Source organism: Collinsella sp. CLA-ER-H9, from assembly GCF_040092295.1.
Classification (GTDB): domain Bacteria; phylum Actinomycetota; class Coriobacteriia; order Coriobacteriales; family Coriobacteriaceae; genus Collinsella.
In genome coordinates, this window is the sequence record NZ_JBBNLV010000004.1 from 86,878 (window position 1) to 98,931 (window position 12,054).

Consider the following 12,054-nt stretch of genomic DNA (forward strand, 5'->3'; position numbering starts at 1 on the left):
AAGTAATTCAAGCAAAAGTATCCAAAGGCTAACTAGAAGCCATCGCGAAAGGCGGCCCATGGCCCTGCGTGAATCTGGAGAAGACTATCTCGAATCTATTTATGTGCTCTCGGAGCGCCAGGGCATCGTTCGGTCAATTGACGTCGCCGAATACCTGGGCGTAACCAAGGCAAGTGTCTCTAAAGCCATGGTGACGCTGGAAAGCAACGGCTATGTCGAAATGGGAAAACGAGATGTTCATCTGACGGAACGCGGTATTGAGGTTGCCCGTCAAATGTGGGAGCGCCATTGCTTTTTTGTGGGGCTGCTAGAGGACGCAGGTGTAGCGCCCGAGGTTGCCTCGCAAGAGGGCTGCCACATGGAGCATTGCCTGAGCGAGGAGAGCTTTGAGAAGCTAAGATCGATGTTGGGGCGGGAAGATGTGGCGGGCCCAGCAACGGAAGCCTAATTGATCCCCAGTAGCGCGGAGTTCGCGCAAAGCGCGAACCAGCGACCGGGACCAGTAGCCCCACCAACTAAGTCCAACTCAGACAAGGAACCCCGCCAGCAAGCGATGCCCAAGAACCACCAGCAACGTCACCGCAGGCCGGGGCCGGGTTTGGTTTTGAAAACACTCCGCAGCGCGAGGCCCGTCTTTCCGTTGCTCCGTAGGAGCAGGAAAGACGGGCCTCATGCGCGAGGACGTTTTCAAAACCAAACCCGGCCCCGGCCGGAGGGACCACGAGTGCTACAGGTTCTTGACACCCATCGCGCGCATGGCGTTCAGGATGGCGATGATCGCCACGCCCACGTCGCCAAAGACGGCAAGCCACATGTTGGCGATGCCGAGCGCCGCGAGCACCAGGATCAGCAGCTTAATGCCCAGCGCAAAGATGATGTTCTGCCAAACAATCGTCATGGTCTTGCGCGCCACGCGGATCGCGCGGGAGATGTTGGACGGCTTGTCGTCCATCAGCACCACGTCGGCAGCTTCAATTGCGGCGTCCGAGCCCATGGCGCCCATGGCGATTCCGACGTCGGCGCGCGTGAGCACGGGTGCGTCGTTGATTCCGTCACCGACAAAGGCGAGCTTGCCCTTGCTCGATTCGACTGCCAGCAATGCCTCGACGCGCTCGACCTTATCGCCTGGCATGAGCTGCGCGTGGAACTCGTCGAGCCCCAGCTGCTTGGCCACAGACGCTGCAACCTCCTCACGGTCGCCCGTGAGCATGACGGTGCGTTTGACGCCGGCAGTGTGCAAGTCGCGAATCGCCTGCTTGGCATCGGCCTTTATGGTGTCGGCAATTACGATATGGCCGGCGTACGTGTCATCGACCAGTACATGGAGGATCGTACCGACGACCTCGCAATTGGGGGCGTCGATACCGGCCGCAGCAAGCATCTTGGCATTGCCGACGATGACGCGCTTGCCGTCGATATTCGCCGTCACGCCATGGCCCGCGTCATTGGTGGAGTCGCTTACGCGTTTGGGATCGAGCTCGCCCTGGAAGGCGGTGCGTACCGACTGCGCGATGGGGTGATCGGAAAACGACTCGGCAAGGGCCGCGACCTCAAGCAGTGACTGCTCGGTATAGCCGGTCTCGGGGTGTACCGCCACGACCGAAAACGTGCCGTTGGTGAGCGTGCCGGTCTTGTCAAAGACGACGGTATCCACATCGGCGAGCGTCTCGAGGTAGTTGGAGCCCTTGATGAGAACTCCCAGCTTGGACGCGCCGCCGATGCCACCAAAGAAGCTGAGCGGGACGCTGATCACGAGCGCGCACGGGCAGCTGACGACCAGGAAGGTCAGGCCGCGCAGGATCCAGTCGGACCAGGCGCCGGTGACCAAGCCGCCGCCGAGCGCGAGTACCGCGGCCGCGCCGGTGACGGCGGGCGTGTAGACGCGGGCGAAGCGCGTGATGAAGTTCTCGGTACGCGCCTTCTTTTCGCTGGCGTTTTCTACGAGCTCCAGGACGCGCGCGACGGTGGACTCGCCAAATGGCTTGGTGGTGCGCACGTGGATGAGACCCGTCATGTTGATGCAGCCGCTGATGATATCGTCTCCGGTTTTGGCCGGGCGGGGGACCGACTCGCCGGTAAGGGCGGCGGTATCGAGCTGCGTCTCGCCTTCGACGATGACGCCGTCGATGGGCACGCGCTCGCCGGGCTTGACGACGATGACGGTGCCGACGGCGATGTCATCGGGAAAGACCTGCTCGAGTGTGCCGTCGAGTTGCTCGACGTTGGCATAATCGGGTGCGATGTCCATCATGGCGCTGATCGACTTGCGGCTCTTGCCCACGGCGTATGCCTGGAACAGCTCGCCGACCTGGTAGAACAGCATGACAGCGGCGCCTTCGGCCATGTGCGGATCGGTATCGGGGAAGAGCACCATGGCAAACGCGCCGATGGTCGCGACGGCCATGAGGAAGCTTTCGTCGAAGGCCTTGCCGCGGCGGATGTTGTTGTATGCCTTTTGGAGCACGTCGTAGCCGGCAATTAAAAACGGCACGAGGAACAGCACGAAACTGGCGTAGACGTTGCCGGGCTCCCCAAATGCGATAGTGAGAGCTCCGAGCTCGTCGAGGGCATAAACAACGGCAAAAATGCCTAGCGCTACCAGGATACGGTTGCGCTTATGCTCAAGGGACTCTTTCTTCTTACGCTTCTTCTTTTTCTTCTTGGGATCGGCGGTTGCCATGATTCAATCCTCCCATTTGAATGTATGAACACTCGCTCATATAATTTCGCGAGCAAAGGCCGCGGCAAGCGCGACCTTGCAGGTTGGCGTAATCTGGGCTAGAGAATGATCTCGCAGTCCGGCTCGGCGTCGGCGGTAAACTCCACGACGCGGTCGAGGACCTCGTCGAACTCGGCGTCATCGGCCTCGAGCGTTAACTTCTGGGTCATAAAGTTGACCGAAACGGACTTGACGCCATCGAGCTTGGCCAGCTCGTCCTGAAGCTTACGCGCGCAGTTGGCGCAGTCGATCTCGTCGAGCTTGAACTGCTTTTTCATGGTGGGTTCCTTTCCCCGTTTTTGCGGCTTGGGTGCAGGCCGCGCTGGTACCGTGGTTGGTCGCTATTCGCAGATGTGGCTCATGCCTTGGTTGAGCATGGTGTAGACATGGTCGTCGGCAAGCGAGTAGAGGATGTTGCGCCCGTCGCGTCGGAATTTAACCAGGTGCGACTGCTTGAGCGTGCGCAGCTGGTGCGACACCGCAGACTGCGAGGTCGCGGTCGCTTCGGCGATGTCGGCCACGCAGAGCTCGCGACCCATGAGGGCATAGAGGATCTTGATACGCGTGGTGTCGCTAAAGACCTTGAACAGGTCGGCAAGGTCGTACAGCAGCTCCTCGTCGGGAAGGTCCTCGGGCGAGCAAGTGGTGGGGACGTCGGGCACGATGCTGGTGTCGATGCCGGACTTCATTTCATCAGCTTGTTCGCTCATTGCAATATCCTTTCATATGAACATGCGCTCATATAACTTACTTTCGAGTATATGAGCGCATGTTCATATGTCAATATAATTCGTGAAATATTTTGCTATCGAATGCTCCCAAAGGCGGCTAAGGGCATCGGTGGGCGCGAATAAGGCCGCTGATGCCAACGTGGGTACCTTAGCGACGTGCAAAAACGGGCCGATATCCACTTGGTTATCGGCCCGCATTGCGTTGCTTGAGAGGGACGCCTCGGCGTGTCGCTTTTGCGCGGGGCGTTATGGCCCGACGAGTATCGCTCGCGAATGGCGCCTCTGCTTGGCAATCTACTTGGCAAATAGGTTCTTGAGGTTGAACTCGGCCTGGACGGTACGGAGCATGAGGTCGGTGTCGTCGAGGCCCAGGTGCTGCTCGTTGGCGTCGGCGGCGAGGGTGCCACGGCGGCGCGCCCAGTTCTCGAGCGCGGCGGGCGCGGACTCGCGGGGGAGCGAGCGCACATCGGCGTCCAGGCTGCGGCAGATCTGGCGCGAGTCGATGACGATGATCTTACCCGCGCGGCGTGCCTCGGCGTAACCGTCCAAGTGGATCTTGAACCAGCTGTCTTCAAAGGCGGCGTTGTGCGCCATGTACGGGTACTTCTTCATAAGCTTGAGCAGCTGCTTTTGCAGCTCTTTGTTCTCGCGGAAGGGCGTTTTGCCGTCGATGTCGTCCCAGGTGATGTGGTGGATATTCGACAACGGCACATCCTCGCCGCGGTAGATATCGGGCAGGCCGCAGTAGTGCGCCTCGGCGTCGTGCGGGACGGCGTCGCTGGTGAGGTCCATGATCTCCCAGCCCACGTTGATGATATAGCCGCGCTCGGGTGCGCGGCCGGTGGTCTCGATGTCGATGCCGAGCACCGTGCCCTGAATGGGCTTGCGGGCGTAGGCGACGCCGAGCGCGTCGCGGTCGCCGCGGATCTCGCGCATGACGGACGCGGCGGTGCGCTTTTGCATCTTGCCGATGGCAGCGCAGGTGTCGGCGTCGGACAGGCCGCGCGAAAGCGTCGCGGGCGTCACGTTGCGCAGGCGCGCCTCGCCAATCTGGTCGCACAGGTCGCGGTTGCGGTCGGCTAGGTCGCGCACGGTGGCAAAGTCGAAGCCGGGGTCGTCCTCGGCGGTAAAGTACTCAGTCTCGAGCACCTTGAGGGCCTCTTCGCCTTTCTGACGCTCGGATTCCATGGCGCCGTGGTCGCCGTAGATAAACATGGGGATAAACGGCTGGCGCTCGTATTCGAGTGCTTGCGAAACGTTCATATGCTGCTCCTTGGACGGGCCGCGTCGCGCGGCTCGGGTTTGTCGAGTTATGGCGAGATGATAGTTTACCATGGGCAACTATTGGCATCACGCCTAGGACAATTACAATACCCTAGTTGACCGCTAGGACTTTTACAATGCTGCCGAAAGACACGAAAGGTTCCATCCGTCATGGATTTGCTGATTGATATTCTGCTCGACGCCGGCAAGGACACGCTCTCGCTGGTGCCGTTCTTGTTGGTGACATATCTGGTCCTCGAGACGCTTGAGCATGTTGCGGGCGACCGCGTTAACGGCGCCATTAAGCGTGCCGGCGCCGCTGGCCCCGTGGTTGGCTCGTTGCTGGGCATGGTGCCGCAGTGCGGCTTTTCGGCCATGGCGGCAACGCTATACGCCGGTCGCGTCGTGACGCTGGGCACCCTGGTGGCGGTGTTTCTCTCGACCTCCGACGAGATGCTGCCGCTGCTACTTGCCGAGCAGGTTCCCGTGCAGACTATGGCGATGCTTTTGGCTTCGAAGGCGCTGATCGCGCTGGTCACGGGCTTTATCGTGGATGCTGCCATTCGCGGCCTGCGTCGCAACGCCCGTGCGCATGTGGCGATTCGCCGTACCGTGTTGGGAACCGCTGTCAATCCGGCGCACGTTAACTGCGCGCATGACGATCACAGCGGCGGTGACATCATCGACGAGGTGGCCGAGGCTGGCGTGAGTGCCGATCACATCCATGAGCTGTGCGAGCGCGACCATTGCGGTTGTGATGAAGACGAGGACGAGCACGAACATGGACATGTCCACGATCACGGTCATGAGGGCGAGCATGAACACCATCATGGCCATGGTCACTCTCACTCACACGAAGGTGCGCCCGTCCTGTCGATTATCCGCAGCGCCATCTCGCATACCGTGCAGGTATCGGTATTCATTTTCCTAGTGACGCTGATTCTGGTCGCCGTGCTCGAGACCTTTGGCGAATCTGCGATCGAGCAGTTCCTGCGTGGCAACGAGACGCTCGCCGTCCTGGGTTCGGCGCTTGTCGGCCTGATCCCCAACTGCTCGGCGAGCGTGGTCATTACGCAGCTGTATCTGGAAGGCGCACTGCAACTGGCACCGATGCTCGCCGGCACGCTCATTTCCGCCGGCGTGGGCTACCTGGTCCTGTTCCGCACCAACCGCAGCGCTCGCGAAAATGCCGTGTTCCTGGTCATGATGTACGTCATCGGCGTGGGCTGGGGCCTCGCCCTATCTGCCTTCGGCCTCTAAGTAGGCCTAACAAAACGGGCTTCAAAATAGCCATGCACGGCGTCTGCACAATGCGGCGACGCATGGCATTTTGAAGCCCGTTTTTTTGTTGAGCCACGGATCCTGAGCGCTCACACCGTCCAAAACAAAAAGGCAGATTTCCGGGCATGTCCCAAAAATCTACCTTGGTTAGCGCAGCAGCTCGGTGAGGTTGCGCTTAAAGCGGGCGCGGTCTTCGCTGGTGAAGGCTGCTGGCCCGCGGGTGCGACCGCCAGCGCGGCGCACCTTCTTTTCTTCGTGACGAATAAACAGCTGCATGTCGATGGTCGCCTTGTCGTACACGCGCCCGCGCACGCCGATGGCGGAGGCATCGCGGCCGAGCACCATGCTCGCCAGGCCAATGTCCTGCGTCACGACCACGTCGCCCGCCTGCAGACGTTCGACAATGGCAAAGTCGGCACTATCGGCGCCCACGCTCACATCGAGCGTGGTGACCCAAAAGCCGCGTCGCGCGTGCTCGGCATCACGTGGATCGTCGCGGCGAATGTGCCGCTCCAGGTTCTGCGTGCTGTTGCCGGCAATCACCACGGCGACGCCCGCCCGCCGCGCGCAGTCGATCGACTCACGCGTGACCGGGCAGGCGTCAGCATCAATAAACAGCGTTCGCGGCATCTAGCGCACCAGCTTGCCAAAGCGGATAGCGCGAATAATCAGCGTCACCCCAAACACCAGGAGCGCGGCGCCGCTAAAGATGACGAGCATCTTTGCCGACCACAGTGGATAGATAAACACGAACATGCCGGCGATGATGGAGAGCGCGCCGCTCAGGATGGCGAGGGCGCGGTTGGACGAAAGCTCGGACTCCAGAATGGACATGACACCTTCGACGATCCAGCCAAAGCCAGCCACGACCACCACGAGCGTGGTGAGCGTCGCGGTCGAGAAGGCCTGATTGCGCAGGATTATGACGCCGCCCAGGATGATGAGCAGGTTGGAGATGATGCTCGTCACGCGCCAGCCGGCGGGCAGTAGCGGCTCAAAAATGGCGGTGAACAGCCTGACGCCAGCCGTGATCACAAAGTAGAAGCCCAGGACGGTCGTCAAAAAGACGAGGGACTTGGCGGGCGCAAACAGCAGCGCGATGCCGGCAAGCAGCGCGATGACGCCCGTGACGGCGTAGATCCAGCGCACGGCCTTGATTGCCTTGCCTGCCATGCTTTTCTCGTCAAATCCAAACAGGTTCGACTGCTGGTCGTCGTTCTTAAAGATGCCCATGAGGTCTCCTTTCCGCGCGGCGTTTGCCGTCATTGTTGTTTTTGCGGCGTATGCCGCAGTTGCTACAACAAGTATCGCCTAAAGGCACCGGCGTATGGGTCGGGGAGGGCGAAGTGTAACCCAAAGGTCCCGATTTGTTCTCGTTGTTCCCCATGTCGCGTTTTTCTATTCAACAGGTGTAGAACATTGCGGCTCTGTTCGTTATTGCCTGCGTTTTAGGTTAGATTTTCCTAAGAACAATTGGCTTGTATTGGGGGGTTCCTATGAACGAAGCAGTTCCCGAGGCACCGTCGAGTGTCGAATCGATGGCAAAGCAGGGCTGCGAAAAGCTCGGTCTGGAATCGTTTGACGCGCTGGTCCGTCGTGCTCGCACATGCCGTCGCTTTGACGAGTCCATGCGCGTGCCGCGCGAGTTTTTGCTCGAGCTGGCAGAGCTGGCGCACCTGGCTCCCTGCGGCGCCAATGCTCAGCGCCTACGCTTTCATGTGGTGAGCGACGCCGAGGAGTGTTCGAGCTTATTTGAAAAGCTCGCATGGGCTGGTGCGCTCAAGGATTGGTCGGGTCCTGTCGAGGGCGAGCGCCCGACCGGCTATATCGCGATCCTTGCCGAGCGTCCCGCTCCGGGCATGCCTGCCGCGCCAATTACCGAGGCAGACGCTGGTATCGCCGCGCAGACGATGATGCTCGCCGCCCGCAGCGCTACGCCCGAGGTGGCGGCGTGCATGTTCAAGGCTTTTCCGCCTCGTGCGATTGATGTCATGGGACTTGACGGCGACAAGTACGAGGTCAAGCTGATCATGGTCTTTGGCGTTCCCGCCGAGACACAGGTGATCGATGCAATTGATTCCAACCCCGACGGCTCTATTAATTACTGGCGTGACGAGGCACAGGTACACCACGTACCCAAGCGTCTACTCGCCGACGTACTGGTGTAGTTGAGCGTCGCCGCGGCGTGATCCGGCGGTAAACCACCACAAAGGTGCCCGTCCCCTTTGTGGTGGTACGAGGGGAGGGCATGTGGCCGATCTGTATTTGGTGCGGCATGGGCAGACCGAGCTCAATGTGCAGAACATTTTGCAGGGCTGGCACGATTCGCCGCTTACGGCGCGCGGGCGCGAGCAGGCACTGGCGACGCGCGCGGCGTTTGAGGCGCGTGGCATCTCCTTTGACCATGCGTATTCGTCTCCGTTGGGTCGGGCACGCCACACGGCCGAGCTTATTGTTGGTGAGGGCCTTCCCATAGAGCCGGTCGACGACCTGCGCGAGTGGCGCCTGGGCTCGCTGGAGGGCACATCAAACCGCGAGATGCCGGCGCAACCCTGGGGCGATTATCCGGTGGCCTTTGGTGGCGAGTCGGAAAGTGAGCTTCGCGCACGTATGGTCGCGGCGCTGTCTCGTATTATGGCCCGGCCTCGGCACGACTGCGTGTTGGCCGTTTCCCACGGCTCTGCCTGTCAGGAGTTTCTTGAGTATGTGGCCGGCGGGGGAGGACAGCCCGACAACGGTGCCGTGCTTCATTTTGGCTATTGCGACGGGGCGTTTTCGCTCCTTGACTGGTAACGAACGAAAGGACCCCTATGAATAAAGACCTGTATCTGGTCCGTCATGGACAGACGATATTTAACCTCAAGCGCATTATTCAGGGCTGGAGTGATTCGCCGCTCACGCAGTTGGGCTGCGAGCAGGCGGCGCGCGCTGGCATGTTCTTGCGAGCGCGTGGCATCGAGCCCGACCACGCCTACACCTCGACGCTGCATCGCACCGAGCAGACTATCGCCAACCTGTGGCCGGGCCTTGCCTACGAGCGCCTTGATGGCCTGCGTGAGTGGTTCTTTGGTGACTTCGAGGCCGAGCGCGTGATGCTGATGCCTGGGCGTCCGTGGCGTGACTTTTACCGCCAGTTCGGCGGCGAGGGGCAGATGCAGGTGCGCGAGCGCATGGTGGCGACGTTGACCGATCTTATGCGACGCCCGGATCATTCGTGCGTGCTCGCGGTAAGCCATGGCTCGGCTATCAAGGAGTTTATGGATTACGTGAAGGGCGCGGCGGCAGACGAGCGCGACCGTGTGCCGGGCAACTGCTCGGTGCTGCATTTTGCATTTGACGATGTGACCGATACGTTTGACTTGGTCGAAGTCTTTACGCAGGAAGATTATGCGCGCGAGCTGGGTCTTGAGCCGCTGGTGGCGGCAGCGGGTCCGCAGCGCGGGTAGCCTGGGCGTGGCGACGTGGATTGCCGACATCATTGCTCGATGTGAAAGGGGCGGGGATGCATGCGCATGTATCCCCGCCCCTTGTTTGTTGAGCTGCCGAGTCTTTGTGCTGGGCGTTTAGACCCTGTTAGAACCGTGCGATCTGGTGGGTGAGCAGACCCGTCGGAACCTGCGGCGCGCCGCCGGCGACCTGTGCGGCGGGGAATAACGCGGCAACGGTAAAGTTGAACGGCTCTTTGCCCGTGTAGGTGCCGGCTGTGCGGGCCTCGTCCGCCAGGAGCTGCGCCGCCCCTGTCAGCGCGGCGGCATAGGTGGGGTCGTCAGCCGGCGCTGGCTCTGGTGCCTGGTCGAGCATGGCTCGGATGGCGGCAACGGCGTCCTCGCGCTTGACCTCCCACACGCGGTGCGTAATGCCGGCGGGGTCGGTGACGGCATAGAGCGACGCACCCTCTTTGGCGGCGCCCAGGATGATATCCATGACGGGCGACGCCTCGTAGGTAAGCGACACAGGGCGCGGCTGGACCTTAAGCTCGGCGATTGCGCGGGCGGCTGCGGTGGCACCTGCGGGGGTCGCGCCGTCGCCCGCCAGTACGCCGACCGGGCAAATCGCCACAACGCCCGTCACGCGCCCCGGCTCTCCGGAGCATTCGTACGCGTAATACGCCGCGCCCGGATCTTTGAGCATAAGCCCGTCGGCGATGGCGTCGCGCAGGGCGTCGTTGCTGCTCAGGATACCGCCCATCTGCGGCAGCGCTTCGAGCACGCGGTCCTGAGCTGGGCGGATGCAGGGAAACGGAAGTGCTTTCATGGGCGGTCCTAACGCGCGAGTCGGTTTGTTCGCGGCTTATTATGCCCCAACTTGGACGCTTGCGTCCCAGAGCGTGTTGTCAACAAGCGCGATGAGCACGTTCTGGCAGCGAACGATATCGGCATGGCCCCGGCTCGTTGGGCTTATGCGCGAGCACCAACGAGCCGGGGCCGTAGCTCATGCAATTGCGGTTACCCGTCTTGCCGGCAATGACGGCGGTATCGGTGCAGCCGGTAAAGAAGCTGGCGGGCACGTCCGCGTCTGTCACGTCATCGGCGGCGCGCTTGAGCGCAGCTAGAAGGGGAGAGTTCGGGTCGCGCTCGATGGCGGGGCGATCGCCCGTCACGGCGAAACTGCCATGGCAACCGGGAACCGCGGCCTCGGCGGTGGCAGTGGCCTGCTCGACCATGTTGATCGCGGCGGCCGTATCGGTCGGCGGCGTCAGGCGCATGTCGACCCAGACCTTGGCGTGGTCGGGCACGACAAAGGGGCGATAGCCGCCCTCGTCATCACCAACCATATGAAACCTCAGAATCAGTTTGCTTTGCAAACCGATTGTAAGTCACCTGCAGATTCGCGACGTGCACGTAGCAGCATTTACCGTTCGCAGGCCGAGCCATCGCGTTTGCCGTCCGGGCGGGTTTACAAACGACGCAGTGGGTACGTACTCTCCATGGACGACATGCTGTGCGACATATCTGCCTTTCGGTATCACCGGATACCCCCACAGGTCTTGGCGATAATGCCGGACCTGCCCGATTCTGCGGACGATCCGCGCAGGGAGCGCCTTTGTGAACATCCACTCGTCAAGCATTTCCTGCGCACTCCGTTACATGTGTTGGCGCAGGGCGGCTGCGGACGTAAGGGCGGTCGCATTGTCAGACATGTTTGGAACGGGGAGAGGCCGTTTGGCTCCGTGCAGCAGACGGAGTTTGGCCTTGATGTCGCGTCCCCGCTCTTTACCCTGCTGACCCTGGCTTCCTCGGTTTCAAACGAGCGTCTGATCATGTGCATGTTTGAGATGTGCGGCACCTTTGCCGTGTGCAAGATTGCACCTCAAGTAAAGTTGGCGCTTGAGCAGGCATATGGGAGCCGGTGGGGTGACGCACGGTCGGGCTGGGAAAACGTAAAGGATGCCTCGGGGAATCCAACGGACTTGTGGAAACGACCTCCCTTGATCGAGCTCTCTGACCTTACGGAGTTCGCCAATAAGATCCAGGGACTCCGCGGTGCTAAATCATTCACACGTGCCGCGAAATGCATTACGGGGGTTGTGGCATCGCCGCTTGAGGTCCAAGCTTCGATGCTGTTTGGCCTTTCGAGGCTGCGCGGCGGCGAAGGGCTGCGCCTTACCAATAACGTCGAGATTCGCATGACGCGCAGCGCCCGCCTGATTTCGGGGCTTGATAGGCGCTACGCCGATATCTTGCTGTCAAATAAGGATGGCAGCCGAGAGTGTCTGGTTGAATGCCAGGGTAAAGCCATTCACGGATCCATAGAATCCAAGATCTCGGACTCCGATCGAACGACGGCCCTGCAGACGATGGGATATCCCGTCGTTCTGATGACCTATGGTCAGCTGGTCGACTCCGATGCCTTCCGCGTGGTGACGGAACTCATCATGTCCTATCTCGATGTGCCACTGAAAGACAAGACGCCGCGGCAGCAAGAGCTCGAACGGCGACTTCGTGAGGAGATTTTTATCGATTGGGCGGGAATGTAGCCGCGCGGGTGGAAAACGGTCGCGGAAGCTAGGGTTTTAGTTGCGAATAGCCTTCAATTGCTCCTTGGAATTGGCTTGAAAAG

At 60.9% G+C, this 12,054-nt stretch carries 14 protein-coding genes; 6 read left to right on the forward strand and 8 right to left on the reverse strand.

Annotated features, from left to right (window positions below):
* The first annotated feature begins 58 nt into the window (after window positions 1–58).
* The gene (locus AAAX73_RS04130) at window positions 59–448 is read left to right on the forward strand and encodes a metal-dependent transcriptional regulator (RefSeq protein WP_349125103.1); all 390 of its coding nucleotides are present in this window, start codon (window positions 59–61) and stop codon (window positions 446–448) included.
* A 279-nt stretch (window positions 449–727) separates the two neighbouring features.
* Here the strand turns inward: AAAX73_RS04130 and AAAX73_RS04135 are convergent, their stop codons facing one another.
* The 4 genes from AAAX73_RS04135 to AAAX73_RS04150 form a co-directional block, all read right to left on the reverse strand.
* Window positions 728–2,680, reverse strand: a complete 1,953-nt coding sequence (locus AAAX73_RS04135) for a heavy metal translocating P-type ATPase (RefSeq protein ID WP_349125104.1) — start codon at window positions 2,678–2,680, stop codon at window positions 728–730.
* Window positions 2,681–2,778: 98 nt separating this feature from the next.
* Window positions 2,779–2,997 carry a heavy metal-associated domain-containing protein gene (locus tag AAAX73_RS04140; protein WP_225093724.1) on the reverse strand — a complete coding sequence of 73 codons (219 nt, stop codon included), beginning with the start codon at window positions 2,995–2,997 and terminating at the stop codon, window positions 2,779–2,781.
* 63 nt (window positions 2,998–3,060) lie between these two features.
* Window positions 3,061–3,408 (reverse strand): metalloregulator ArsR/SmtB family transcription factor, encoded by a 348-nt coding sequence (locus AAAX73_RS04145; protein WP_349125155.1) that lies wholly within the window; start codon window positions 3,406–3,408, stop codon window positions 3,061–3,063.
* A gap of 336 nt (window positions 3,409–3,744) precedes the next feature.
* Entirely contained in the window at window positions 3,745–4,713 is a 969-nt protein-coding gene (locus tag AAAX73_RS04150; RefSeq protein ID WP_329738984.1) for a 3'-5' exonuclease, read from the reverse strand.
* A 171-nt stretch (window positions 4,714–4,884) separates the two neighbouring features.
* Here AAAX73_RS04150 and AAAX73_RS04155 point away from each other — a divergent pair, with 171 nt between their 5' ends.
* Window positions 4,885–5,973, forward strand: coding sequence for a putative manganese transporter (locus AAAX73_RS04155; RefSeq protein ID WP_349125105.1), 1,089 nt, complete (start codon window positions 4,885–4,887; stop codon window positions 5,971–5,973).
* A 168-nt stretch (window positions 5,974–6,141) separates the two neighbouring features.
* Here AAAX73_RS04155 and AAAX73_RS04160 read toward each other — a convergent pair whose 3' ends face one another.
* Window positions 6,142–6,624: a DUF188 domain-containing protein gene (locus tag AAAX73_RS04160; protein WP_329738982.1), complete on the reverse strand. Its 483-nt coding sequence runs from the start codon at window positions 6,622–6,624 to the stop codon at window positions 6,142–6,144.
* Entirely contained in the window at window positions 6,625–7,227 is a 603-nt protein-coding gene (locus tag AAAX73_RS04165) for a DUF308 domain-containing protein (protein WP_117770193.1), read from the reverse strand. It abuts the gene before it with no gap.
* Between the two features lie 263 nt (window positions 7,228–7,490).
* Between AAAX73_RS04165 and AAAX73_RS04170 the strand changes: the two genes are divergently transcribed.
* From AAAX73_RS04170 to AAAX73_RS04180, 3 genes are all read left to right on the forward strand, one after another.
* Entirely contained in the window at window positions 7,491–8,162 is a 672-nt protein-coding gene (locus tag AAAX73_RS04170; protein WP_349125106.1) for a nitroreductase family protein, read from the forward strand.
* 82 nt (window positions 8,163–8,244) lie between these two features.
* Entirely contained in the window at window positions 8,245–8,787 is a 543-nt protein-coding gene (locus AAAX73_RS04175; protein WP_349125107.1) for a histidine phosphatase family protein, read from the forward strand.
* A gap of 17 nt (window positions 8,788–8,804) precedes the next feature.
* Window positions 8,805–9,440, forward strand: coding sequence for a histidine phosphatase family protein (locus tag AAAX73_RS04180; RefSeq protein WP_349125108.1), 636 nt, complete (start codon window positions 8,805–8,807; stop codon window positions 9,438–9,440).
* 127 nt (window positions 9,441–9,567) lie between these two features.
* Here the strand turns inward: AAAX73_RS04180 and AAAX73_RS04185 are convergent, their stop codons facing one another.
* Both AAAX73_RS04185 and AAAX73_RS04190 read right to left on the reverse strand, forming a co-directional pair.
* Window positions 9,568–10,248 carry a DUF1015 family protein gene (locus AAAX73_RS04185; RefSeq protein ID WP_349125109.1) on the reverse strand — a complete coding sequence of 227 codons (681 nt, stop codon included), beginning with the start codon at window positions 10,246–10,248 and terminating at the stop codon, window positions 9,568–9,570.
* Between the two features lie 79 nt (window positions 10,249–10,327).
* Window positions 10,328–10,768: a hypothetical protein gene (locus tag AAAX73_RS04190; protein WP_349125110.1), complete on the reverse strand. Its 441-nt coding sequence runs from the start codon at window positions 10,766–10,768 to the stop codon at window positions 10,328–10,330.
* Between the two features lie 396 nt (window positions 10,769–11,164).
* On the opposite strand from AAAX73_RS04190, the gene AAAX73_RS04195 reads away from it, so the two are divergent.
* A complete protein-coding gene (locus AAAX73_RS04195) occupies window positions 11,165–11,971 on the forward strand; it encodes a hypothetical protein (RefSeq protein WP_349125111.1) in 807 nt (268 codons plus the stop codon).
* Window positions 11,972–12,054: the final 83 nt, after the last annotated feature.

Excerpts from the sequence above, each read along its gene's own strand:
- AAAX73_RS04150 (WP_329738984.1), bottom strand. The coding sequence starts at position 4,713 with ATGAACGTTTCGCAAGCACTCGAATACGAGCGCCAGCCGTTTATCCCC.
- AAAX73_RS04170 (WP_349125106.1), top strand. The coding sequence starts at position 7,491 with ATGAACGAAGCAGTTCCCGAGGCACCGTCGAGTGTCGAATCGATGGCA.
- AAAX73_RS04180 (WP_349125108.1), top strand. The coding sequence starts at position 8,805 with ATGAATAAAGACCTGTATCTGGTCCGTCATGGACAGACGATATTTAAC.
- AAAX73_RS04135 (WP_349125104.1), bottom strand. The coding sequence starts at position 2,680 with ATGGCAACCGCCGATCCCAAGAAGAAAAAGAAGAAGCGTAAGAAGAAA.
- AAAX73_RS04140 (WP_225093724.1), bottom strand. The coding sequence starts at position 2,997 with ATGAAAAAGCAGTTCAAGCTCGACGAGATCGACTGCGCCAACTGCGCG.
- AAAX73_RS04165 (WP_117770193.1), bottom strand. The coding sequence starts at position 7,227 with ATGGGCATCTTTAAGAACGACGACCAGCAGTCGAACCTGTTTGGATTT.
- AAAX73_RS04145 (WP_349125155.1), bottom strand. The coding sequence starts at position 3,408 with ATGAAGTCCGGCATCGACACCAGCATCGTGCCCGACGTCCCCACCACT.
- AAAX73_RS04185 (WP_349125109.1), bottom strand. The coding sequence starts at position 10,248 with ATGAAAGCACTTCCGTTTCCCTGCATCCGCCCAGCTCAGGACCGCGTG.
- AAAX73_RS04190 (WP_349125110.1), bottom strand. The coding sequence starts at position 10,768 with ATGGTTGGTGATGACGAGGGCGGCTATCGCCCCTTTGTCGTGCCCGAC.
- AAAX73_RS04130 (WP_349125103.1), top strand. The coding sequence starts at position 59 with ATGGCCCTGCGTGAATCTGGAGAAGACTATCTCGAATCTATTTATGTG.
- AAAX73_RS04160 (WP_329738982.1), bottom strand. The coding sequence starts at position 6,624 with ATGCCGCGAACGCTGTTTATTGATGCTGACGCCTGCCCGGTCACGCGT.
- AAAX73_RS04155 (WP_349125105.1), top strand. The coding sequence starts at position 4,885 with ATGGATTTGCTGATTGATATTCTGCTCGACGCCGGCAAGGACACGCTC.